Source organism: Nodularia spumigena CCY9414, assembly GCF_000340565.2.
In the GTDB taxonomy this organism is placed as follows: domain Bacteria; phylum Cyanobacteriota; class Cyanobacteriia; order Cyanobacteriales; family Nostocaceae; genus Nodularia; species Nodularia spumigena.
Window position 1 is genome coordinate 1789688 of sequence record NZ_CP007203.1, and the last position, 23819, is coordinate 1813506.

The 23819-nt window shown below is 41.6% G+C and carries 29 protein-coding genes and 1 tRNA gene; 17 read left to right on the top strand and 13 right to left on the bottom strand.

Annotation, left to right across the window (positions count from 1 at the left end):
* Positions 1–201: 201 nt before the first annotated feature.
* Positions 202–675: a lipocalin-like domain-containing protein gene (locus tag NSP_RS07895; protein ID WP_006198437.1), complete on the bottom strand. Its 474-nt coding sequence runs from the start codon at positions 673–675 to the stop codon at positions 202–204.
* A gap of 205 nt (positions 676–880) precedes the next feature.
* Between NSP_RS07895 and NSP_RS07900 the strand changes: the two genes are divergently transcribed.
* From NSP_RS07900 to NSP_RS07920, 6 genes are all read left to right on the top strand, one after another.
* Positions 881–2056: a homospermidine biosynthesis protein gene (locus NSP_RS07900; protein ID WP_006198436.1), complete on the top strand. Its 1176-nt coding sequence runs from the start codon at positions 881–883 to the stop codon at positions 2054–2056.
* Between the two features lie 368 nt (positions 2057–2424).
* Positions 2425–4290, top strand: a complete 1866-nt coding sequence (locus tag NSP_RS07905) for an ABC transporter ATP-binding protein (RefSeq protein WP_006198435.1) — start codon at positions 2425–2427, stop codon at positions 4288–4290.
* Positions 4287–5810: an AbgT family transporter gene (locus tag NSP_RS07910; RefSeq protein ID WP_006198434.1), complete on the top strand. Its 1524-nt coding sequence runs from the start codon at positions 4287–4289 to the stop codon at positions 5808–5810. Before NSP_RS07905 ends, NSP_RS07910 begins: the two co-directional genes overlap by 4 nt.
* A 49-nt stretch (positions 5811–5859) precedes the next feature.
* On the top strand, positions 5860–6030 hold the full coding sequence (locus NSP_RS23970) for a DUF4089 domain-containing protein (protein ID WP_017803965.1): 171 nt from the start codon (positions 5860–5862) through the stop codon (positions 6028–6030).
* 79 nt (positions 6031–6109) lie between these two features.
* The gene (locus NSP_RS07915) at positions 6110–6973 is read left to right on the top strand and encodes a polysaccharide pyruvyl transferase family protein (RefSeq protein ID WP_006198432.1); all 864 of its coding nucleotides are present in this window, start codon (positions 6110–6112) and stop codon (positions 6971–6973) included.
* Between the two features lie 26 nt (positions 6974–6999).
* Positions 7000–8397, top strand: coding sequence for an AtzE family amidohydrolase (locus tag NSP_RS07920; RefSeq protein WP_006198431.1), 1398 nt, complete (start codon positions 7000–7002; stop codon positions 8395–8397).
* A 127-nt stretch (positions 8398–8524) separates the two neighbouring features.
* Here NSP_RS07920 and NSP_RS07925 read toward each other — a convergent pair whose 3' ends face one another.
* The 5 genes from NSP_RS07925 to hisH all read right to left on the bottom strand — a co-directional run bounded on the left by NSP_RS07925 (position 8525) and on the right by hisH (position 11054).
* Entirely contained in the window at positions 8525–8926 is a 402-nt protein-coding gene (locus NSP_RS07925) for a toxin-antitoxin system TumE family protein (RefSeq protein ID WP_006198430.1), read from the bottom strand.
* A gap of 6 nt (positions 8927–8932) precedes the next feature.
* Positions 8933–9247 (bottom strand): hypothetical protein, encoded by a 315-nt coding sequence (locus NSP_RS07930; RefSeq protein WP_006198429.1) that lies wholly within the window; start codon positions 9245–9247, stop codon positions 8933–8935.
* A gap of 288 nt (positions 9248–9535) precedes the next feature.
* Positions 9536–9739, bottom strand: a complete 204-nt coding sequence (locus NSP_RS07940) for a type II toxin-antitoxin system HicB family antitoxin (RefSeq protein WP_006194772.1) — start codon at positions 9737–9739, stop codon at positions 9536–9538.
* Positions 9740–9761: 22 nt separating this feature from the next.
* The gene (rsmD, locus tag NSP_RS07945; protein WP_006194771.1) at positions 9762–10310 is read right to left on the bottom strand and encodes a 16S rRNA (guanine(966)-N(2))-methyltransferase RsmD; all 549 of its coding nucleotides are present in this window, start codon (positions 10308–10310) and stop codon (positions 9762–9764) included.
* 108 nt (positions 10311–10418) lie between these two features.
* A complete protein-coding gene (hisH, locus tag NSP_RS07950) occupies positions 10419–11054 on the bottom strand; it encodes an imidazole glycerol phosphate synthase subunit HisH (RefSeq protein WP_006194770.1) in 636 nt (211 codons plus the stop codon).
* Between the two features lie 58 nt (positions 11055–11112).
* On the opposite strand from hisH, the gene NSP_RS07955 reads away from it, so the two are divergent.
* Positions 11113–11625: a pyroglutamyl-peptidase I family protein gene (locus NSP_RS07955; protein ID WP_006194769.1), complete on the top strand. Its 513-nt coding sequence runs from the start codon at positions 11113–11115 to the stop codon at positions 11623–11625.
* A 41-nt stretch (positions 11626–11666) separates the two neighbouring features.
* Complete coding sequence (locus NSP_RS07960) at positions 11667–13025, top strand: DUF3370 domain-containing protein (RefSeq protein ID WP_006194768.1); 1359 nt, start codon at positions 11667–11669, stop codon at positions 13023–13025.
* 94 nt (positions 13026–13119) lie between these two features.
* Here NSP_RS07960 and NSP_RS07965 read toward each other — a convergent pair whose 3' ends face one another.
* Entirely contained in the window at positions 13120–13365 is a 246-nt protein-coding gene (locus NSP_RS07965; protein ID WP_006194767.1) for a type II toxin-antitoxin system HicA family toxin, read from the bottom strand.
* Positions 13358–13564 carry a type II toxin-antitoxin system HicB family antitoxin gene (locus tag NSP_RS07970; protein ID WP_006194766.1) on the bottom strand — a complete coding sequence of 69 codons (207 nt, stop codon included), beginning with the start codon at positions 13562–13564 and terminating at the stop codon, positions 13358–13360. Before NSP_RS07970 ends, NSP_RS07965 begins: the two co-directional genes overlap by 8 nt.
* Before the next feature lie 197 nt (positions 13565–13761).
* Here NSP_RS07970 and NSP_RS07975 point away from each other — a divergent pair, with 197 nt between their 5' ends.
* Together NSP_RS07975 and NSP_RS07980 are read left to right on the top strand one after the other, a co-directional pair.
* Positions 13762–14628 (top strand): bile acid:sodium symporter family protein, encoded by an 867-nt coding sequence (locus NSP_RS07975; protein ID WP_006194765.1) that lies wholly within the window; start codon positions 13762–13764, stop codon positions 14626–14628.
* Positions 14629–14769: 141 nt separating this feature from the next.
* Complete coding sequence (locus NSP_RS07980) at positions 14770–15717, top strand: 50S ribosomal protein L11 methyltransferase (protein ID WP_006194763.1); 948 nt, start codon at positions 14770–14772, stop codon at positions 15715–15717.
* 106 nt (positions 15718–15823) lie between these two features.
* Here the strand turns inward: NSP_RS07980 and NSP_RS07985 are convergent, their stop codons facing one another.
* The 3 genes from NSP_RS07985 to NSP_RS07995 all read right to left on the bottom strand — a co-directional run bounded on the left by NSP_RS07985 (position 15824) and on the right by NSP_RS07995 (position 18809).
* On the bottom strand, positions 15824–16828 hold the full coding sequence (locus NSP_RS07985) for a DnaJ C-terminal domain-containing protein (RefSeq protein WP_006194762.1): 1005 nt from the start codon (positions 16826–16828) through the stop codon (positions 15824–15826).
* A 122-nt stretch (positions 16829–16950) separates the two neighbouring features.
* Positions 16951–17460, bottom strand: coding sequence for an AAA family ATPase (locus NSP_RS07990; protein WP_006194761.1), 510 nt, complete (start codon positions 17458–17460; stop codon positions 16951–16953).
* A gap of 59 nt (positions 17461–17519) precedes the next feature.
* A complete protein-coding gene (locus NSP_RS07995) occupies positions 17520–18809 on the bottom strand; it encodes a glucose-1-phosphate adenylyltransferase (protein ID WP_006194760.1) in 1290 nt (429 codons plus the stop codon).
* Positions 18810–19318: 509 nt separating this feature from the next.
* On the opposite strand from NSP_RS07995, the gene NSP_RS08000 reads away from it, so the two are divergent.
* Entirely contained in the window at positions 19319–20764 is a 1446-nt protein-coding gene (locus NSP_RS08000; protein WP_006194758.1) for a glycoside hydrolase family 13 protein, read from the top strand.
* A 4-nt stretch (positions 20765–20768) separates the two neighbouring features.
* Here NSP_RS08000 and NSP_RS08005 read toward each other — a convergent pair whose 3' ends face one another.
* Positions 20769–21188: a fasciclin domain-containing protein gene (locus NSP_RS08005; protein ID WP_017803968.1), complete on the bottom strand. Its 420-nt coding sequence runs from the start codon at positions 21186–21188 to the stop codon at positions 20769–20771.
* 146 nt (positions 21189–21334) lie between these two features.
* Here NSP_RS08005 and NSP_RS08010 point away from each other — a divergent pair, with 146 nt between their 5' ends.
* The 4 genes from NSP_RS08010 to NSP_RS08025 all read left to right on the top strand — a co-directional run bounded on the left by NSP_RS08010 (position 21335) and on the right by NSP_RS08025 (position 22737).
* Positions 21335–21574 carry a DNA-directed RNA polymerase subunit omega gene (locus NSP_RS08010; RefSeq protein ID WP_006194756.1) on the top strand — a complete coding sequence of 80 codons (240 nt, stop codon included), beginning with the start codon at positions 21335–21337 and terminating at the stop codon, positions 21572–21574.
* A 22-nt stretch (positions 21575–21596) separates the two neighbouring features.
* Positions 21597–22184 carry a hypothetical protein gene (locus tag NSP_RS08015; protein WP_006194755.1) on the top strand — a complete coding sequence of 196 codons (588 nt, stop codon included), beginning with the start codon at positions 21597–21599 and terminating at the stop codon, positions 22182–22184.
* Between the two features lie 62 nt (positions 22185–22246).
* On the top strand, positions 22247–22612 hold the full coding sequence (locus NSP_RS08020) for a DUF1818 family protein (RefSeq protein ID WP_006194754.1): 366 nt from the start codon (positions 22247–22249) through the stop codon (positions 22610–22612).
* A gap of 51 nt (positions 22613–22663) precedes the next feature.
* A tRNA-Pro gene (locus NSP_RS08025) sits at positions 22664–22737 on the top strand.
* Positions 22738–22846: 109 nt separating this feature from the next.
* On the opposite strand, the gene NSP_RS26775 is transcribed toward NSP_RS08025, so the two are convergent.
* Positions 22847–23083 carry a hypothetical protein gene (locus NSP_RS26775; protein ID WP_006194750.1) on the bottom strand — a complete coding sequence of 79 codons (237 nt, stop codon included), beginning with the start codon at positions 23081–23083 and terminating at the stop codon, positions 22847–22849.
* A 58-nt stretch (positions 23084–23141) separates the two neighbouring features.
* On the opposite strand from NSP_RS26775, the gene NSP_RS08035 reads away from it, so the two are divergent.
* Together NSP_RS08035 and NSP_RS08040 are read left to right on the top strand one after the other, a co-directional pair.
* Entirely contained in the window at positions 23142–23357 is a 216-nt protein-coding gene (locus NSP_RS08035) for a DUF433 domain-containing protein (protein ID WP_006194749.1), read from the top strand.
* A 2-nt stretch (positions 23358–23359) separates the two neighbouring features.
* Positions 23360–23584, top strand: a complete 225-nt coding sequence (locus NSP_RS08040; RefSeq protein ID WP_006194748.1) for a DUF5615 family PIN-like protein — start codon at positions 23360–23362, stop codon at positions 23582–23584.
* Positions 23585–23819: the final 235 nt, after the last annotated feature.

Here is a 23819-nt window from a genome sequence, read left to right on the forward strand (position 1 = left end):
AATTTAGGAATGCTGTGTTAATTTACAATAATATGGCTTTGAGATCGCTAAAAATGTTGATTGTCTACATTTTAGGAGGTTTTTATTAATTGAATGTTTCGAGAACCTCACCAAAGCAAAATTCTCGCCAAGCTTGATTTAAGTTTTGAGCAAATCCTGACAAAGCTTTGTAGATGATAAATCCTCGCTCCCAATTTGATATTAGAGGCGCTCCCAGGTCAAAGATTGAGGATTTCCACCTATGGGAGGCGTGACTAAGACCAGCCTATGACCGATGAATTGGAATTTACGTTCTTGCTTTGTTCCCACCCAATCAGGTATAAGGCTAACTTCAACGTGATGAATTACTGTTTCTGCTTGGATTTCATATTTACCACTATAAGAAACATAGTTAGCAGATGCTTGAACATATCTGATAATTGCTTTAATATACTTAAAAGCAGTGACTAAAAGCCAGGGTTTTAAAAATATTCTTCTAGCATTCATCAGGTCTGCTAAGGAAACCTCAATATTGAGGCGATGGGGTTTCATAATTGTTGCAGACATATAACCGTTTTCGGTGTATGTAATATAACCAATAGGATTTTTCCCAAATGGGTAAATAATTTTACCATCTGTAGATTTAGTTTCCCAAGATACTAGCTTCCAAGTTCCGACAAAATTGTTTTTATTCATCTTGTATATACTGATTTGTTTAGCCTGCTCTACCTACTTAGATAGTTTTCCCATTTTCCAATAGAACGCACCAGCAAAATTTCTATTGTTACATGAGTATAATTTGTGTTGGTTGTGGGTAATTCTTCCCTATGGGTAATGTCAGAATTGCCTGAAATCTAGATAACATTAGATTCGGCGTGTTTATCATTCACAGAGTGCCAAAATGTCTAAACAAGTAGGTCAAAAAATCTCACCTATACCCATGTCAACGGATATCGGGGTGGTGGATTTAATTAATAATTACTTCACAGCGTACAATTCAGCCCGTTTGCGGGAAATCTGCAAACTCATGACTAACGATGTGTTAAAGGATGGCGTTACTGTAGGAGTTAGCCTTTCGGGTGCGATGACACCAGCCGGCTTTGGGGTTTCTGCACTCGCACCTTTGATTCGCAATGGTTTTATTGACTGGATGATTAGTACAGGTGCAAATCTTTACCATGATATGCACTATGGGTTGGGTTTTGAACTTTTTGCCGGAAATCCGTTTTTGGATGATGTCAAGCTGCGCCAAGACGGTACTATTAGGATTTATGACATTATCTTTGGCTATGATGTCCTGCTGGAAACTGATGCTTTTATCCGTAAGATTCTCCAAGCTGAACCGTTTCAAAAACGCATGGGAACGGCTGAGTTTCACTATCTTTTAGGTAAGTCTGTTTGGGAAGTTGAAAAGCAGTTGGGAGTTAAGCATTCTTGTTTGTTATCGACGGCTTATGAGTGCGGCGTACCCATTTATACCTCTTCTCCTGGTGATAGTTCTATTGGGATGAATGTGGCGGCTTTAGCTTTGGAAGGTTCCAAGTTAGTTATAGATCCTTCAATTGATGTGAATGAGACGGCGGCGATCGCCTATGCTGCGAGAGAATCAGAAGGGAAAAGTGCGGCTGTAATTATCGGCGGTGGGAGTCCGAAAAACTTTTTGCTACAAACACAACCGCAGATTCACGAGGTATTAGGACTGGAAGAACGGGGACATGATTACTTTATCCAGTTTACTGATGCGCGACCAGATACCGGTGGTTTATCAGGAGCAACTCCCTCGGAAGCTGTCAGCTGGGGTAAAATTGACCCGGAAGAGTTACCCAGCACCATTGTTTGTTATACAGATAGCACGATCGCTTTACCGTTAGTTACAGCTTATGTTCTCAATCAGTGTCAACCTCGGACTCTTAAGCGGTTATACGACAGACGAGAAGCAATGTTTGCGAAATTACAAACAGATTACTTAGCAGCTTTAGCACAGCCATCAGATAAAGTCCCGGCTGCTGTCGCTGATATGATATCCCAAGAGGTAGCAACTTATCCCTGCGGTAGAGTGATTCCTCATAATTCTTAGAGAACCTCACCCCAACCCTCTCCTTAGTAAGGAGAGGGAGTAAAAATTTTGTTTTTCTGGTTCACGTCAGCGAATGTGAGGAATTGGGGGGAATTATTTAGTTTGTGGACTAGGGGACTGAGGATTTATGAGGAACGAACCACGAAGTACACGAAGTACACGAAGGAAGAAGGAAGAAGGAAGAAGGAAGAAGGAGCTGTTCTTTGTCTGGAAAGGTGGTTGCACTAACGTGATTTGATGAAATTGCGATAAGATTGGGTACAAATTCTCACTTTGGCGATGGGCAAAGCCCTGCCGAAGGCGATCGCACATCACAAGTATTGCTAAAATCCAAGTAATTTTTCCTAAATATTCATCACCTGATTCCTATGAAAGAAACTGTCCTAGAGGTTCGTAATCTACAAGTTGATTTTTCCAGTGATGGTAGCTGTGTCAAAGCTGTGGATGATATATCTTTTGAGATTAATCGCGGTGAAACTCTAGGTATAGTGGGGGAATCGGGTAGTGGTAAATCGGTGACATCATTGGCTGTGATGGGTTTGTTGCAAAGTCCGGGTAAAATTAGCGGTGGTGAAGTTTGGTTTCGTACCCAGCCTGGTGCTAAACCGATTAATTTGGTAGAATTACCGTCTGCACAAATGCAACTACACCGAGGTGGCGATATCGCCATGATTTTTCAAGAACCAATGAGTTCGCTCAATCCGGTGTATACTATTGGGTTTCAGTTAGCTGAAGCGATTATGCGACATCAGAATGTCTCAGCAGCTGAAGCCAAACGCATTGCGATCGCTCTTTTACAAGAAGTCAAACTTTTACCTAATGATGAGATTATACAACAGCAGTGTATTGAAAATTCCGGTAATTCAAATAAATTCAACTTGGCTAAATTAGTCAAACAGCACAAAGAAGCTATCCTCGAACGTTACCCGCATCAACTTTCTGGAGGTCAGCTACAACGGGTGATGATTGCAATGGCGATTTCTTGTAACCCTTTGCTGTTAATTGCGGATGAACCAACTACGGCTTTAGATGTGACAGTGCAAGCAACTATTATTGAGTTGTTGTCAGAATTGCAGCAAAGCCGTGAAATGGCGATGATTTTTGTTACCCACGACTTGGGACTAATTTCGGAAATTGCTGACCAAGTAGCGGTAATGTACAAAGGTAAAATTGTCGAATACAGTACAGCAGAACAGATTTTTCACAGTCCTCAACATCCATATACTAAAGGTTTGGTAGCTTGTCGCCCCACACTCAACCGCCGTCCTCATAAATTGCTGACCGTTTCTGACTATATGACTGTGGAAGAAACGCCAAATGGTCAGGAAATCATTCAGGGGAAAGAACCCCCACATCCCCCAGAAATCAGCCTTGAGGAAATATCTCAAAGATGGGAAAACCTCAATGCTAAATCACCTTTATTGGAAATTCGCGACCTCCAGGTAGGTTTTCCGGTGCGGGGTGTATTTGGTCGGACAAAACGCTACAACATGGCGGTTAATCATGTTTCTTTTGATGTCAAGCCAGGGGAAACACTGGGTTTGGTGGGAGAATCTGGTTGTGGTAAAACTACTTTGGGTAGAAGTTTGCTGCGTTTAATTGAACCGATGGGTGGGGAAATTATTTTCCAGGGTCAAAATATTACTACCCTCAAAGGCGAAGCATTGCAGAAATTGCGGCGAGAAATGCAAATTGTCTTCCAAAATCCTTTTAGTTCCCTAGATCCCCGCATGAAAATTGGGGATGCGGTGATGGAACCGTTGTTAATTCACTCTGTGGGGAAAACCAAGCAACAACGCCGAGAACGTGCGGTGGAACTGTTAGAACGGGTGGGTTTAAGTGCAGATGCAATACACCGCTATCCCCATCAGTTTTCTGGAGGTCAACGCCAACGAATTTGTATTGCGCGTTCTTTGGCTTTAAATCCGAAGTTTATTATCTGCGATGAGTCTGTTTCGGCGTTAGATGTCTCTGTACAGGCGCAGGTGTTAAATCTGCTGAAGGAATTACAAGATGAATTTCAACTGACTTATATTTTCATCTCTCATGATTTAAGTGTAGTCAAATTTATGAGCGATCGCATTTTAGTGATGAATCGTGGTCAAATTGTTGAACAAGGTACAGCCGAAAGTATTTACCTCGAACCCAAGGAAGAATATACCCAAAAATTAATTGCTTCCATTCCTACTGGTAGTGCTGAACGGGTACGCGCTAGACAATTACGGACATTATGAATTCTCAAAAAAGTCTCAAATTTGCTTGGTTGGGAAAAGCTTTAACCTTCATTGAATTTGTCGGAAATAAACTCCCCGACCCACTGACGATATTTTTCCTCTTATCTTTAATGGTAATTGGAGTTAGTGCGATCGCGCAAGCTCTCAACCTCTCTGTTATCCATCCCGGAAACGGTGAAACCATCCTTGCAGTATCTTTACTTACCCCTGAAGGTATCCGCCGCATTTTCACTTCTGCTGTCAAAAACTTTACCGATTTTCCGCCTCTGGGGGTTGTATTGGTGGCTATGTTGGGTGTAGGGGTTGCCGAATACTCTGGGTTAATTTCCGCATTACTACGGAAAATAGTGTTAATTGCCCCTAGTAAATTTATTTGTCCCGTGGTGGTATTTGCTGGTATCATGGCAAACATTGCGGCTGATGCTGGTTTAGTGGTACTTGTACCCCTGGGAGCAATTATCTTTTTAGCCTTTCGACGACATCCTTTAGCTGGGTTAGCTGCGGCTTTTGCGGGGGTTTCTGGTGGTTTTAGTGCAAATTTACTCATTACCTCCCTTGACCCGTTGCTGGCTGGATTAACCCAAAGTGCAGCCGAATTAATTAATCCTAGTTATCAACTGAATGCTACTGCTAATTATTATTTTATGGCAGTTTCCACCTTTTTAATTACTGCAATTGGTTGGTTTGTCACAGAGAAAATTGTGGAACCAAGATTGGGTAATTATGTGGGAGAAGTTGATTTTGAAATGGAACAACTCAGCGCCTCTGAAAATAAAGGTTTACGACGGGCTGGTTATGCTTTATTAGCATTCCTGGCATTTTTACTGGTGATGGTTTTACCACCCCAAGGAATTTTAAGACATCCAGAAACTTTCACAATTATTCCTTCACCTTTTCTGGATAGTATTGTGTTTATCATTGCCTTAGCGTTTCTGATTACGGGTATCTTTTATGGTAAGGTTGCTGGCACTATTCAAAATGATAAAGATGTTGCTAAAGCTTTGAGTAATTCCATGATTGCTATGGGATATTATATCGTTTTAGCATTCATTGCGGCTCAATTTATTGCCTATTTTAGTTGGAGTAATTTGGGTGCAATTATGTCGATAAATGGGGCAGATTTTCTCAAGTCTACGGGCATTACTGGCGCACCATTATTGATATTATTTATTTTAGTTAGTATGCTGCTGAATTTATTTGTGGGTTCTGCTTCGGCAAAGTGGGCTATTATGGCTCCTGTGTTTGTACCAATGTTTATGTTAATGGGTTATTCTCCGGAGTTGACTCAAGCTGCATACCGCATTGGTGATTCTACTACTAATATTATTACGCCGTTGATGCCTTATTTTCCTTTGGTGGTGGCTTTTGGGCAGAAGTATGATAAAAATTTAGGCATGGGGACGTTAATAGCTATGATGTTGCCTTATGCGATCGCTTTTTTGTTGGGGTGGTCTATTCTATTAATTATCTGGTTTGTTTTGGGTTTACCTCTGGGCCCTGGGGCTTTGATGAGGATTTAAGCATTGATTTATTTCACGCAGAGGCGCAGAGAACGCACCAGGAGGAGAAATGAGGAGTTATGTTGAGGAAATGGCTTTGTTGTTGGGGTTACAGCTTGGGGATGAATATGTTGATGGGGTGGTGCAGAATTTTGAGATAATTAAGGCGATCGCTCAATTAGTGAATGAGTTTCCTTTACCGGAAGATGTTGAACCAGCGCCAATGTTTGAACCAGAATAAAAACGTGTTCTATTCCGTTTGGAGATTTTTGAGTATTCCCAGTATTATATAAAAATTAAAAAATAGCAAGTCCAAAAATATGAAGCTTTTTTATTACGAACCAGGCAATAATTTTGGTGATCAACTTAATCCTTGGTTATGGCAAAAGTTAATCCCAGGTATCCTGGATAATGACGAAACAAATACTTTTGTCGGTATAGGTACTCTTTTTAATGACCTATTACCAATGAGGACACAAAACGCTCGTTTGAGAGTTATATTTAGTACGGGGGTAGGTTATGGAAAAGGATTACCACCATTAGATGATTCATATAAAATTTATTGTCTTCGTGGTCCGCTATCAGCCCAAAGTTTAGGTGTTTCTGAAAAGTTAGCAGTTACAGATGGCGCAATTCTAATTAGAAACTTTTTTCAACCGGAAAATCAAAAGAAGGTCTATAAATTTTCCTATATGCCTCATCATCGGCTAGCGGGAGAAAATTGGCGTTTAATTTGTGATAGTCTGGGATTTGGATATATTGATCCATGTTGGTCAATAGAAAAAGTTTTATCATGTATGAGCCAAACAGAAGTTTTATTAGCAGAGGCGATGCATGGTGCAATTATTGCTGACGCATTGCGGATACCTTGGATACCCATAAAAACTGACTCAACTATTTTGGAATTTAAATGGCAAGATTGGTGTAAATCTATAGGTGTAGAATATAAACCATCATATATAAAACCTTTAAAATATCCCAATAAAAAACGAGATATATTAACTCCAATTCGTAAAGCTCGTGATTGGCTAAAATTACAAGAATTTAAATCAGAATTCCTTCAGATTACCAAGACTACACCGCCGAGTTTAAGTAGTGATAAATCTATAGAAAACCTCACCGAGGAAATGAACGCCAGACTTGAGGAATTTAAACAGGATGTTTCCCAAGGAATATATGCCTAAATTTCCCAACTCAACCCGATTTATCCATGAATATTAACTCAGATGATGCTGTATCCATAGCTGCTGCTGTGCGTACAGGCGAAGTTAGCGCGGTGGAAGTTACCCAGGCTGCTTTAACACGAATTGCTGCACAAAATCCTCAACTCAACTGTTTTACGGCGATAACGGCGGAAACTGCTTTAATAGATGCAGCTAAAATTGACCGGAAAATTGCTCAAGGTAAAAATCCCGGTTTATTAGCTGGTGTGCCTTTTGCAGTGAAAAATCTCTATGATATTGCTGGTTTAACAACTTTAGCCGGGTCAAAAATCAATACCGAAAATCCCCCAGCTAGCCAAGACGCGACAGCAGTAGCCAAGTTAAAACAAGCCGGTGCGGTGCTGGTAGGCGCTTTAAATATGGATGAGTACGCCTATGGCTTTGTTACAGAAAACTCTCATTACGGTGCTACCCACAACCCCCACGATTTACAACGCATAGCTGGCGGTTCCTCTGGTGGTTCATCTGCGGCTGTAGCGGCGGGTTTAGTCCCCCTGACGCTGGGTTCTGATACGAATGGTTCAATTCGGGTTCCGGCGGCTTTATGTGGCGTGTTGGGCTTTAAACCCACTTATGGGCGCTTGTCTCGTGCTGGGGTGGCGTTATTTTCTAGCAGTCTTGACCATGTTGGCACTTTTGCGCGTTCGGTGGAGGATATTGCTACTGCTTTTGATGTGCTGCAAGGTGAAGATGAGCGTGATCCTGTTTGTACAAAACGCTCTCCCGAATTATGTGTACCACAATTATATCAAGATATCTCTCAAATTAGAATAGCCGTAGCCGATGATTATTTTACTCAAAGTGCATCACCAGAAGCCTTAGCCGCAGTACAAAAAGTAGCAGAGGCTTTAAGTGTAACTGAGTATGTAACCATACCAGAAGCCCACCGCGCCAGAGCAGCAGCCTTTGTGATTACAGCTAGTGAAGGAGCAAATCTGCATTTAGAGTCATTAAAATCACGTCCCCAGGATTTTGATCCGGCGACACGCGATCGCTTTTTAGCTGGGGCATTAATACCGAGTAGTTGGTACTTACAAGCACAAAGGTTTAGAAGGTGGTATGGCGATCGCCTGCGAGAAATATGGCAAAATGTAGATATAATTCTCGCCCCCACCACACCGATTTCTGCACCGCTAATTGGTCAAAAAACCATGATTTTAGATGGTGAAGAAATTTCGGTGCGTCCTCATTTAGGCTTATTCACACAACCATTATCTTTCATTGGCTTACCCGTCTTATCAGTCCCAATTCAGCTTCCTGATAGTTTACCTTTGGGTGTGCAAATCATCGCCGCACCCTACAATGAAGCCTTAATTTTACGAGTTGCAGCTGTATTGGAATCCCAAGGTGTGATTACTGGTGAATCAGGGACTTGCCTTAGTTAAATTTATTTCACCACCGCTTAATATTATTAAACTCTAGCCGTGTCAACACCAGACATGGCATTTTTGCCTTTGATACCAGAGATTTCCGACTTCTTGAAGAAAATCGCCGAAATGAATAATGTGAGGTTTAGAACTTTAATACTTCCTCTTTAATTTCCTGACTAATTAAATCAATAATTTCTAAAATATTCCTACAAACACTTGCATAAACATGAGATTCTTCCTCAATATGGACATGATGAGGAAAATTTGGTAAATTAGGAAAATGCTCTACATTATCCCATCTTTTTCTTAACTGGGTTCTAGTACCATCCATCCATTGATAACGATAGGTTTCTGTAATACATTGATCTCCCTTGACTTTAAAAAATTCCACCACTTCTAAAAAATCACCATTCGTTAAATTCAATCTTGCCCGAAAATAACCTTGATCGGATAATGTTCTTTCTTTAACAATAACAATCTTATCAATTATCGAACTGGTAATTAATTTAGCTTTTATTTCTGTTAAATAATCCTGAACTATCATATTCAATTAAGATTGAAGTAACATTAAACGAGCTTCTAAATCAGACCACATTTGATAAAAAGCACTCCATTCCACAAAATCTGCTTCATCTCCTAATTGACCTGTTTTAAATTGTTGATAAAAATCTGTAGATGATAATTGATACTGTTGTTCAAATGCTTGTAAATCATTTTCTAATTCTTTAATTTGCTGTTGAATATTTTCTCTTTCTTGATTGATAATCTTTCTGAGTGATGAAGCCAAGATATCACTATATCCTCCTTGTTGAGAAAGTGCTTCAAGAGCTTTTAATTGATTGATTATTTCTGCTTGAGTTGTCATTATTACTTCTTACTTTTAGATAATGTTTATATCTTAGGACTTACGCAATAACTCTCTGCAACCCTCTTTCCTTCGTGTCCTTCTCCCTTGGCGCTAGCCTCTCCCTTTGGGAGAAGGGGAGAGGCTACGCGCCAACGCGTTCTTCTCCCTTGGCGCTAGCCTCTCCCTTTGGGAGAAGGGGAGACGCTACGCGAATGTGGTTCGTTTTTTCATGATTTTGCGTAAGTCCTGTTAAAATCCAACCCTTTTGCTCTACAATCTTACACAGCTGTTTGCCAGAAATAGATTTCATACAGCAATTTCTACAACTTTATCTGTTGCATCAATGACATCACAACTATTGGCAACATCAAGCCAACCTTGAATAGCATCCTTTAAATTAGCTATCACTTCCTCCATTGTCTCTCCTTCAGTAATACAACCAGGAAGCGCTGGTACTTCTGCCCAATAGCCACCTTCGTCAGCTGGATGAATGATTGCTTTAATTTTCACTTAATTATGCTCCGTACTAAGATCAATCGCTGATAATTCTATAAAAAGTCAGCGCAGTGTTACCGTAAACCTTTTGGCGGCAAATTTCCCAAGTGGGTATAACCGGCGGTGTCCAACCTTGGGGATTATGTTCTACAGCTATTTCACCATGCACAGCTAATAAATCATAATGTGCGATCGCCTCTAAAACAGGCTGATATAATCCACTAGCATAAGGTGGATCAAAGTAAATTTTGTCAAACTGCTTTCCTGATAACTTTTTTAATTGCTGCATGACATCTCCTCGCAAGAGTTGCCATTTTTGCTCACCATGCGCCACTTGTTGCCAGTTTTGTTGAATAATGGCACTCGCTTGGCTTGATTTTTCTATCCCTACTACTAAACTGGCTCCTCTACACAAAGCCTCTGCACCCATTGAACCACTACCAGTACACACATCTAGCCAACAACACCCAGTAATTTCTCCCTGCCATATATTAAACACTGCCTCCCTGACCCTGGCACTGGTGGGTCTGGTAGCTTGCCCTGATAAAGTTTTAATTTGGCGATTCCCGTAAATTCTCAGTGTCATTGGTCATTAGTCATTGGTCATTGGTCATTAGTCATTGGTCATTAGTCAGGGGAAAAACCACGACAAAGGACAAACAACAAACGACAAAATTTCAAATTAAAAGTGGGATTATGCGGCAATTTTTTCGCGGACTTGTGCAACAAAATTAGATAGAATTTGCAACCCTATATTAGAAGACTTTTCCGGGTGAAACTGCACTGCTGTCAAGTTATCACGCGCGATCGCAGCTGTGATATTTTGAGAACCGTGGGTAACAGTCGCGGCTCGAACTTCAGGATCAATTGGGTCAACATAGTAAGAATGCACAAAGTATACCCAAGGATCAACTGGCAAATGCTCCCACAAAATGCTTTTTCGTTGTGTGAACTCTAGTTGATTCCATCCCATGTGAGGAATAGTAATCCCTGCTTCTGGTCGGAATCGTCGCACTTTTCCGGGGATAATTCCTAGCCCTGGTTGAGTTCCTTCGGCACTGGATTCAAACAAAATTTGTAATCCCAAACAAATGCCTAAGAAGGGTTTACCAGATGCGATTATATCTTTAATGGGTTGCTCTAAACCACGCGATCGCAGGTGTTGGACTGCGGGATCAAATGCTCCCACTCCTGGCAAGACTACAGCATCTGCCCTTTCTAAATCCTTAGCAGAATGAGTAATCTGAGGAATTGCTCCAGCTTTTTCTAAACCTTTGCAGACTGAGTGCAAATTTCCCATATCGTAATCTACAACTGCAATGACTGGCATTGACCTGCTCCTTGTAAGTTTATTATGGAGGGTGTTTCTATTCTAAATAATATTTCTTATGGCGAAAAGAATACTATTAACTTCTTTTGAAGTTTGGTTGAGCGATCAACTGTCAAATTCTTCTGATGATTTATTACTGGAAGTGATCAAACTTGACTCGCTCCCTCATGATTTGAAATTTTTGCGGCGTTTACCTGTAGATATCCATCTGGCTAGTTCCCAAGTAATTCAAAAAATCTCGGAACTGCAACCTGATTATATTATTTGTTCTGGCATGGCTGCTAGCAGGACAAAACTAAGTCTGGAAGCGGTTGCTAGCTTCGAGTCAACTGTTTTGCCTACATCTGTTAATTTGGAAAAATTAGTAACAGGTGCAACAAATATTGAGATTAGCCACGACTGCGGTAAATTTGTTTGTGAGGGTTTGTATTATGCCGTTTTAAATCACTTGTGCCAAAATCAACTGCCAACACCATGTATTTTTGTCCATGTTCCAGTGTTAAATTCGGAAAATTTGCCCACCGTCTTGGCTGATTTCTTATTAATTATTAACAATTTGGCACTTTCATAAAGTCGTCAGCGTCTCTTAGGTGAAGCCATTTTCTCAGTATTATGTTGTCATTTTTACTAAATTTCCTACTCGGCCAATCAGCACCTGCTACCCCACCCCCGGAAGAAGTGGTAAAATCTCAAGAAGTTCGCCCTTTACCAGGAAAACTGGATAATGTGCCTGTTTTTAACAGTAATAGTCCAGAATTGGTTTTAAAAGAAGGTATTTTACTCTCTACTTTTCCCGCAGATGGTAAACAGGTTCCAGAGGCGCATTTGAATTATCCGTTTAACGGGCGATTTGATGTTTTTGCTCACCACGTTGCTAAGGCTGAACCACCAGAGGATTTAAGGTCGCTGCATTTAGGAATTATGCTGCATAACCCTGGAACCGAACCAGTAACGGTGAATATATTGCAAGCAGCAAGTTATTTAAGTCAACCTGATGCACCATTTATTCAGTTACCAGCTACAAGTCAGAATATTTTAGGTAATATTTTTGCAGGGCCAGGCGATCGCGCTGTGTCTGATATCTTAAGAGGAAGACGACAAGAAAATTTCCCCGCCCAAATTGTCATTCCTCCAGGGGAAAATCAGATGTTGCTAAATTTACCCATTCCTGTCAAAGAATTAACACCACCTTTAAATGGTCGCTCTACTTTGATGCGGTTGCAGAGTAATGGTACTGTTTATGCAGCTAGTATGGCTTTATTTGCCCGTCAGAATGCCGATGGTAGTGAACGCGCCCCGACTTTAGCAGAATGGGAAAATTTAGTTAATAGTGGTGAATTGTCAACTCCACGGGATAAAGTTCCCACACCTTTAGAAGCAACTAATCAAGGGAGAATTTATGGACGTGTCGCCGGAGTTGCTCAAGGTTCTCAGTGGAAATCTTTAGTTGTGGATAATCCCGAAGCGAGATATTTAACCATTCCTCAAGCTGGTCAAGGATTTTCCTATCCTTTAAGTAGCCTACATGGTGGCACTTTAGGCACAAAGCAAATTCAGACTGCGCCCATGCTGGTACGTTATCCTGATACCGCTTATATGGCTCATGGTAACTATGGCATTCAATATAGTTTGCAATTACCACTACATAATAATACTGAAAAAAATCAAAGCGTGAGTGTATCTGTGCAAACGCCAATTAAGGAAGATAATTTGGTAAAACAGGGATTACGCTTTTTTACAACCACAGCACCGCAAGTATTTTTCCGGGGGTCAGTGCGGGTACGTTACACAGATGACCAAGGTCACGCCAAAACTCAGTTTACTCATTTAGTGCAACGGCGAGGTCAACAGGGAGAACCCTTGGTTTTATTGAATATGCAACCAGGCGATCGCAGATTAGTAGAAGTAGACTTGATCTATCCCCCAGATGCGACACCACCGCAGGTATTAACTGTATCTACTCAAGAGTAAATATACAGATTTAGCAAAAACGCCCACAGCTTTAAAAACTGTGGGTTTAACTACATATATGACTTGGTTTTATTTGGCCATAAAGTAATAAATTTTACAAATTATCTAAAAGTTCTTCCACTGAAATATCCCCTTGATTCAAAATGCTTTTGAGTGTTCCCACTGCTAAGGTTTTCTTATGTAATGGGACAACACAAACTATTTCAGTGGAATTTTCATTTTCATCAACTAATTGCTTTTTTAAGATGACATGACTTCCTCGTTGTCTTGTTTGGACAAATCCTAAGCGTTCCAATGCACGAATCACTTCCGCAGCAGGTACTCGTGGTAGCTTAGGCACTTATCACCTCAAATGTAGTTAACAAACGTGGATTTGTTTGAGGAAGGGAAACTTCTTCTAGATAAAGTTCAGTTGCTTCTTTGAGATTAGCAAGAGCCTCTTCTATGGTTTCCCCTTGGCTAGCTGTTCCCACTTCTGGACATTCAGCGACGTAAACATCTTCTTCCCAATAGACAATTGCCGTAAATGTGCGATTCATAATCCAATTTTATGGCGCGATGATCGCCCCAGGATGACCAACTCAATAATAGCAGCCACTTTCTCTATATTTGCTGGATCTGTAGATTATCAATAGCAGATTTGATAAAAATAGTCGAATAGTCAGCAATAATCCCAATTTATCCCTGAATATGTTAATATCCAAAGGGATTTTACTTTCACTAATGCGGGTTAAGGATGGAAGGAAATTTTCTCACGGCTGTTTTTCTGCCCTTGGCTCTATTTATAATCATGCTAGGCATGGGGTTATCCTTGACCCTAGACGACTATAAGGGAGTTTTAATATATCCCAAAGCGGTGGTAATTGGCTTGGTGTCGCAGTTAGTCATGTTACCAATTGTGGGCTTTGGCATTGCGTCGATGTTTCCCCTCAACCCAGAATTAGCAGTAGGCGTGATGATTTTAGTCGCCTGTCCTGGTGGCGCAACTTCTAATATGATTACGTTTTTAGCTGAGGGAGATGTGGCTCTTTCTGTTACCCTCACAGCTATCAGTAGTTTAATTACGGTTTTTACTATTCCTCTGGTTGTCAATTTTGCAATGCAGACATTTTTGGGAGCAGGGACAACACTACAGTTACCTGTTTTAAATACAGTTTTGCAGATTGCGGTGATGACGCTTTTACCTTTAGCAATGGGGATGGGAATTAATCGATATGCTCCTGGAATTGCAGCAAAGGCCAATAAACCTGTAAAGTGGCTATCTCTATTTTTCCTGTCCGTGGTGCTGACTGGGATAATGCTGCAAGAAAGAGATAATTTGATTCCTTCTGTGATGGCTGTGGGCTGGGTAACTCTGGTTTTAAATGTGGCGACAATGACATTAGGTTTTGCGATCGCTACTTTAGCAAAATTAGGAGAAAAACGCGCTAGGGCAATTACAGTAGAAGTAGGTATTCAAAATGGAACTCTTGCGATCGCGATCGCATCTTCCCCCACACTGCTGAATAATTCTACAATGGCTGTTCCAGCAGCTATTTATAGTCTGCTCATGTTTGTGACTGGTGTTGGATTTGCATTTTTTGTCTCACGCATTCGCCGTTAGGCGTTCGGTGCAGGGTAGGCGCATCAGCGAAGCGTTCGCGTAGCGTGCTGTAAGCTCTAGCACGAAGTGCGTTAGGCGCAAAGTAATAAAGAATAATACAAGGAGTTGTAGGGAAGCAGCGCTAGCTCAAAGGAAAATAATATGTCTTGGATGGAATTAAGTCTAGATACAACCCATGAGGCTGTAGATTGGGTTTGTACCTTACTAGCCGAAACTATTGATATCAATGATATTTATATTACACAATATGCGGAATCAGATTCGGCTAATTCTGATTGGACATTTACCATGCGGTTATATTTACCCTACGATGTCAGCGCGCGGACAGGTGTAGAAAAAATTGAAAATCTGCTTTCGCCTTTGCATCGAACTGGAATGACAACAGCAATTCAGACAAATATTGTTGAAAATAAAATCACAGATGCGCCGAAACCGCTTGTGCATCCCATTGGGGAAAGATTTATTATAGTCAATTCTGATACACCTCCTCAATCTGAAATAGCAGATAAAATTACATTAAAACTGCAAAAAACCCTTGCCTTTGGTAGTGGTTTACATCCAGCTACCATTGTTAGTCTCCGACTGGTAGAACGCTACATAACGCCTCAAATGCAGGTGTTGGATTTTGGTTCAGGTTCGGGTATTTTGAGTGTCGCTATGGCGAAACTAGGGGCGAATGTCTTAGCTTTAGATAATGATAGTGTGGCGGTAGCAGCGACTCAGGAAACTGTATCTCTGAACAATGTAGAGCAGCAAGTACAGGTGATCCAAGGTAGCCTGGGATGTGGCAGTGAACTAGGGCATTGGATGGGTGTAAATACTGTTAATGATGTGTCAAAAGTTGAAGCAAAAGACACATTTGATTTAATTGTTGCCAATATATTTGCACGGGTACATATTGCCCTAGCTGATGATTTTAGGGAAGCTTTACGTCAAAATCAAGCACAACCAGGACTATTAATTACAGCTGGATTCACGACAGATCATGAAGAAAGTGTCACCACAGCCTTGACAGAAGCCGGATTTGAAGTAATCGATTGTGAACGATTAAACGAATGGGTTGCCCTTACCCATCAGTGTAATTCGTAATTCGTGGGGTGGGCATCCTGCCCGCCTTGCACCGACTCAGATCAGATGTGCCGTAAATAGGTATGTATTGGAGACGTTTGGGCGAAACGTCTCTAGTTAGGGAAGCTCAAAGTTTGAATTGTTGTAAATGACTGCGGGGATTATAAGTACGTATAGCCCGAATTTTTTCATAATATTCCCGCTCCTGTGGACTGAGGTCTTTGGGTGGAACGATCGCCACCTTCACAAACTGATCGCTACGTCCACCCTTGGTTAAAGGCCAGCCCTTACCCCGCAACCGTAAAGATTGACCAGAACGCACTCCCGCAGGTAACTTGACATTCACAGAGCCATCGGGTGTCGGGACATCAATTGAGGCTCCCAAGGTAGCTTCATCTGGAGTGATGGGAACTTCACAGACGAGGTTATCACCTTCAAATTGGAAGAATGAATGTGGCTGAAGCTCAACTTTTAAATATAAATCACCCCGTTGTTGAGTCATGGGGTTGAGTTGACCTTTACCACGCACCCGCAGACGAGTACCAGTTTTAGCCCCAGAGGGAATACTCACTTCAATGGTTTCGTTACCTAAACTAAAGCGTTTTTTCACACCAGCAAAAGCTTCAGTAAAAGTTAAAGCGATCGCAGCTTCCGTGTCTGGAGCAGTACCCGAACCTACATCTTGAAAACCAAAATCATTAAAGCCACTATAACCACTGGGTCTACCGGCGGAACTACGCTGATAAGAATAACTTTGTCGTCCACCATCACCACGAGGACTAGGACCACCAAAGCGCCCTAATAGCTCGTTGACAAATTCATCAAAACTGCCGTATTGACTGAAATCAAAGCCCCCCATATCCACACCAGCGCCACCGGATGGGAAACCTTCACCAGCTTGTTTCCAGTATTGACCAAATTGATCGTACTTCTTGCGCTTATCAACATCTGACAAAACTTCGTAGGCTTCATTCACCTCTTTGAAAGTAGCCTCAGCTTGCTTGTTCCCTGGATTAACATCAGGGTGATACTTACGGGCTTGTTTCCGAAAAGCTTGTTTAATGTCTTCTGGACTGGCAGTTTTACTGATTCCCAAAATTGCATAATAGTCTTTGAAGTCGGTTGCAGCCATCTACCAGCCTCCTATAAAAATTTTTGTTAAGTTTTTTTCGTAAAATGTGAACTTAGTGTTTTCCTGACTCAAATCTCTACCAGAAAAAACTCTGATTTTAAATTAACAGACATTACAGCAATTCAAGTGTGGTTCCTGCTCACTGCACCAGCGCAATTTCCGTACTCCCTCTTTTCGGGAAAACAAATCAGGTGGTCTATTCCTTCTTCTAAGCTGGGGGGAGCATCCCGGAGTTGACGATGCATCCGCAAGATGATTTCTGGGGGAACTTGGCGCTGACGATGTTGATTGCGGGCTAAACACAGCCAAACAGGAGTTCGCACCCATAGCCCGGTAATGTGAGTAAAACCCACCTCACGGGCTAAGGCGATAATTTCCCGGCGCTGGCTTCTTTGGGCATTAGTAGCATCAAAAATAGTTGTTTGATCAGCCGCTACTGCTTGTTGAAAATGCCCTGCTATTTCTCGCCAAATCAGCCCCCAATGTCCCTGAGTTGCTTCCGAACCAAAAAGCTGCCCCCGAATGGCATCCGTTGAAATCAGCAGCATTTGGGGGCATTCTGAGACTAATTGTTTCGCCAAAGTTGACTTACCGCTACCAGGAAGGCCAATTAGTAACTGAAGTTTAGTCATTTGCCATCTGTCAGTTTTTAACTATTATTAACCAATGACTAATGACCAATGACTAATGACTAAATTATAGTTCCGTCAGCAATTACAGCACCTTTGAGGACAACAACAATTCCACTCCGGATGTAGAAGCCTTGATTTTCCCGTTCGGCTTCTTGGACGTTATCTTTATTGATAATTTTCACATCATGACCGATGCAGGCATTCTTATCAATAATGGCACGGCGAATAATCGTATCCGTACCAATACCTACGGGAATGTCACCTTTTTCTAAGTTACATTGACGTTCTACAAAAGGTTGATAAAAATCTGCCCCCATGAGTAGTGATTCTTCAATCACACAGCCAGCTTCAATGCGCGATCGCACGCCCAAAACCGAATGCTGAATGCGGCAATCTTTCAAAATACAGCCTTCGCCAATAATCGATTCTGTGACGTGACAACTTAAGAGTTTACTCGGAGGTAAATAACGTGGACGCGTATAAATTGGCGCTTTCTCATCGTAGAAACTAAAAGGAGGTAAAGGTTGTTTAGTTAAAGCTAAATTCGCATGATAAAAAGCTTCGATTGTCCCAATATCTTCCCAGTAATCATCAAATAAGTAAGCTTGGACATTGTAATCTTTGCTCGCATCAGGAATAATTTCTTTACCAAAATCGGTACTTTGTAAAGACTCTTTCAACAATTTGATCAAAACATCTTTCTTAAAGACATAAATCCCCATCGAGGCGATATATGGCTGTAATTTCGCTTGTTCTGGCGATAATCCCAGCACGCTAGTATCAACCTGCATCCGGTCTAATTCGTCACCTTTGGGCTTTTCGCTAAAGTCAATCACCCTCCCAGACTGGTCTATTTTCATTAAACCAAAGTCTGAAGCCCGGCTTTTATCTATAGGGATAACCGAAAGGGTAATATCAGCGCCTGTTTCCCTATGGCGCTGGATAAACTGGCGATAGTCCATGCGGTATAGATGATCTCCTGAAAGAATCAAATACTCGTCAGCATCCCATTCGTTTAACAGCCATAGGTACTGACGCACAGCATCAGCCGTACCTTGGAACCAGTTCGGGTTTTCTGGCGTTTGCTGTGCCGCTAGCACTTCCACAAACCCCTCATTGAAACCGGTAAAATTATAGGTACGGGCTATATGGCGATTCAGGGATGCTGAGTTAAATTGTGTCAAGACGTAGATTTTGAATATCTCAGAATTGATACAATTACTGACAGGAATATCTATCAAACGGTACTTACCAGCAACTGGTACGGCTGGTTTAGCACGCATTTTTGTAAGCGGATACAGACGAGTACCCGCGCCACCACCGAGAATGATTGCTAATACTTTTTTCACAAGATTTCTCCCAACTGCCTTTCAACTCTCACCTTCAGTTTAGGACTGTCTGAGACCACTGGTAAGGGGGGATCACAGATTAATAATTAGCCAAATTGACAGAATGCTCTTAGTAATGGATGAATCTCCGAGATAACAGTAGCAAATTTGACTCATCTTTCCATAGTATCGGCGCTCCTGTTATTCTTCAGTACATACCCACAAAGTCTTTAGAGAAAGGTTGCGAAATATTTTTTTGGTCAAAATAGCCACAACTAATTTTGGAGATATTTAACCGATACTGCACTCAGAGGCAATTTTTCAGCCAGCCTACAACCAAGTTATCAAATTTTTGACTTTTGATTACCTATCTTTATACATAGTTATTTTTTTGACATTAGCGCAGCGCATACTGTAAAACACCCCAAAAACCTGAGAAAATCAGAAGAACGGAAAAATTTTCTATCATCAGTCAGAGATGTAAATTAACGAATATTTGCCACAATCACTGATAAGGGTCTAAAAATTTCATGCAAATTCAAACGCCAGACTGGGTTAAACACGCTGTTTTCTACCAAATCTTCCCAGATCGCTTTGCCAGAAGCAAGCAGCCTCACAAACGACTGTTACGTGATGCGCGTTGGGAAGCTTGGGAGGCTATGCCTACACTCCAAGGCTACAAAGGCGGGGATTTATGGGGTATTATTGAGCAATTAGACTATATTCAGGGCTTAGGGATTAATGCGATTTACTTTACTCCTATTTTTCAATCTGCGAGTAATCACCGCTATCACACCCACGATTATTATCAGGTTGATCCGTTGTTGGGTGGTAACGAGGCTTTTCGGGAATTGCTAGACGCAGCCCATGAACGCAAGATCAAAGTGGTGCTGGATGGAGTATTTAATCACGCTAGTCGCGGCTTGTTCTTTTTTCATGATATTCTGGAAAATGGACCTCATTCTCCTTGGGTGGACTGGTTTAAAATTACGGATTGGCCCCTTGCGCCTTATACAGGAGATTTACCAGCAAATTACGAGGGTTGGGCTGGTAATCGCGCTTTACCAGTTTTTAACCATGATAATCCGGAAGTGCGGGAATATATCATGGAAATTGGCGAATATTGGCTGAAATTTGGTATTGATGGTTGGCGGTTAGATGTGCCATTTGAAATTAAAACACCGGGTTTTTGGGAAGAATTCCGCGATCGCATCAAAGCCATTAACCCCGAAGCTTATATAGTGGGAGAAGTTTGGGGAGATTCCCGTGAATGGCTCGATGGTACGCAATTTGACGGGGTAATGAATTACTTATTTACCGCGCCGACTGTTGCCTTTACCGCAGGCGATCGCGTAGTCTTAGAACAAGTGCAAACCCGTGACTATCAACCCTACCCACCATTATTTGCGGCTGAATACGCTGTCAAAATCCAGGAATTACTGCAACTTTATCCTTGGGAAATTCAACTCACGCAACTGAATTTATTAGCAAGTCACGATACAGCCCGATTAATTACCATTGCTGGCGACGATCAAGCTAGTGTGGAATTATCAACTTTACTGTTACTCACCTTTCCCGGTGCGCCCAGTATCTATTATGGTGACGAAGTTGGTTTACCTGGGGCGATAGATCCCGACTCCCGGCGTGGTTTTCCCTTGGAAGCGCATTGGAATCAAGAAATCCTCAAAACTCACCGCCAATTAATTGCTCTGCGCCATAAATACCCAGCTTTGCGTACAGGAGCTTACCAAGTTCTGTTCGCCCAGGGAGAACTGTATATTTTTACCCGGATTTTAGAGACAGAAGAATTAATTATTGCCGTTAACGCTGGTACAGCCTTAGCAACAGCAAATATAGATCCAGCGAGTTTGCATACTCAACCCCACGCCCTATTATATGGCGTTGCCGAATTTGAGTGGGATAGTACACAACTTTCCTTAACTCTTCCCCCACGCAGTGGCTGTATTCTGGGTTAGATTTCTATCCTTTTGCAACCATTGCGGGCATCAATACCTGATCAATCGCATGAATTACGCCATTGTCAGCAATTATATCAGTTACGAGGACATGAGCATCATTGATTTTAATCACACCTTGATCAGAATCAATCGCCACCACTGATCCTTCCAGAGTTGGTGCTTCTGAAATCTGCTGCAAATCTTCAAACCTGACATCCCCAAAAGCGACATGATACATTAATATCTTTTTCAGCGTGGGGATGTCTTGCAGTAGTGAATCTAAAGTATTCTGTGGTAATTGAGCAAAAGCATCGTCTGTGGGTGCAAAAAGAGTCAAAGAACCGGGACTTTTCAGAGTTTCGATGATTTCTGCGGTGGTAGCCGCTTTGAGTAGAGCCTGGAAATTTCCGGCATTAATCGCAGTTTCAACAATATCAGCCATAAACTTAAGTTTATTCATGAATTTGCTTACACAACATAGTTATAAAGTCAAAAAAAGCTGCTAGCCTCTATCAACAGAGACAAAAATACCAAGCAATAAACTCTCAGTACTGCTAAACTGGGGGATGACCTCATGAACCACTGACTATGCTAAAGCGTTCTAAGTTCGAGACCACTCAGTCTCAAATCATGCACCGTTCTGAAGATTTGATTAGTGCAGCTTCCAATCGCTACCGCATTACAGTTCAGGTGGCGAACCGTGCCAAGCGTCGGCGTTATGAAGACTTTGATAGCCCATCGGAAGATATTATGATGAAGCCAGTGCTGAGGGCAATTATCGAAATGTCCGATGAACTGACTCAGCCAGAAATCATTGGCGAACTATAATCAGACTTTTCCACAGGTGAGGATGAGCAAAAATTTATCGTTCCAGCCTTGGCAAACACTCACTGCTTTTATGGTGGTGGGTGTAGTGCTGTTGAGTTCAGGGAAAGTTAAATTAATACAAACAAACCTGTTTGGCATTCAACCTGCTAAAGCTCAACTAATTAGCCCTGGAGATGTTTGGCAGCAAGTATATCAGCAATTGCCAGACTTTCCTAAAGAAAATCAATATAAAAGTAAAAACACGGGAGAGGTTGCCGAGAATAACACCTTAGCAAGTCGCCTAATTACTTATCACATTTATCGAAAAGGACGCGCCCCCAACTATCGCCTAGATTGGAAACTGACTCTGGCTGATTATTTAGAAGCGAATGAGATGATATATGATCAATCCTATCCGGGTAATGATACATTACAGCAAAATCCGCTAGCAGGCGATCGCGCCGCCATTTCCCGGCTCAACCGCCACCAGAGAAACGCCCTAGTGCAAGTTTTAGCCGATATCTTTAATCCCAACCCTGAGAACACCCAAACACCCAAACGGGAGACCACACCCACACCCAGCACACCACAACCACCCCAACAAAGAGGTAGCGCTGAACTTCTCAAATAAAAAACCTCTCTGCGCCCCTTTGCGTTAACCTCCGCGCACCTTTGCGTTTCAAAACTCAACTCATGGAACAACTCATAAAAAATGGACTGGGTTGGCGAATTGGCTCGAACCCCAACGCACCCGAATTCAAAGGATTAATAGGAACAGAAGATTGGGCTATCGAACTAACAGAAGCCGAATTAAACGATTTTTGCCGACTACTGGCACAATTAGCAGACACCATGAAACAACTCGCAGCCGAATTAATGGCAGAAGAGAAAATTGCCTGTGAAGCTGAAAGCGACTTATTATGGCTAGAGGTAGAAGGCTATGCTCACGCTTACAGTTTGCGCTTGATTCTGAATACAGGCAGAGGCGTAGAAGGTAAATGGGATGCTGCCGCAGTACCAGGGTTACTACAAGCATCTGGGATGCTGAAAGTTTTTTAAATTAACCCCTTGATTATTTTAAAACTTTGCAGTACAATGGAAATTCTGAGACGGGGCGTAGCGCAGCTTGGTAGCGCGCCACTTTGGGGTAGTGGAGGTCGTGGGTTCGAATCCCGCCGCTCCGATAGACAAAAGACCCTAGCCCGCTATTCTTTAACTCAAAGATTAGCGGGCTTTTCAATGTTTAAAATTCTTCTGATTCCCTAATTCACATTTTTGAAATACGTTGAAATACTAAATCAGATATCTTGGGAAATATTTTCCAATCATAAGCATAAGCAAGATATTATCCAATCTGACACACCCTACAAAATCCTTGAATCCTGTAAATCCTGATGCAGACAAAAAATCATCAGCCGGTGCGTCAGATGTTAAAAATCTCTTCATTATTACCAAATCATCGAATCTGACACACCCTACAAAATCTTTATCCTGTAAATCCTTAAATCCTGGATATCCTGATTCTGACAATTGCTAGTTTATAATTGATGCAAGTGTAACTTTTCCATTTACCAAAGAGGAATCAGTCATGAAGGGATGGGAAACTTTAGATGCAATAGAAAGACAACCTGATAAAGTCAGTGGAGCATGGGTATTTCGAGGAACAAGAGTTCCGGTGACTGCATTATTTGAAAATTTGCGCGATGGTGCCACAGTAGATGAATTTTTGGAGTGGTTTCCACCTGTGCAAAGATCACAAATTGAAGCTGTACTTAATTATGAGCTTGAAGCGTTAGCTGCTTAGATATGAAAATTCTTTTTGATCAGGGAACTCCAGTACCACTACGAAAATATTTAACAGAACATTCTGTAACAACAGCTTATGAAGAAGGATGGTCTAATTTATCAAATGGAGATTTATTAAAAGCTGCTGAAAATAAAGGATATCAAATACTTGTTACAACGGATAAGAATTTGCGTTATCAACAGAATTTGAGCGAACGTCAAATTACAATTGTAGTTTTACTGTGAACTTCATGGCCAAAAATTAGGACACAAGTTGATAAAATTTGTTCTATTATTAATAACACTGAATTTTGTGATTATAAAGAAATCTCTGTGCATTAAGGCGCGATCTACTAAAGACTGAATTTGCTCAGATGATAGCGGATCTCCATTGGTATAATGTTAAAGCCAAGTTTTACTCACAGGACTTACGCAAAAACCCTCTCAAACCCTCTTGACTCTGTGTCCTCTGCGTCTGGTG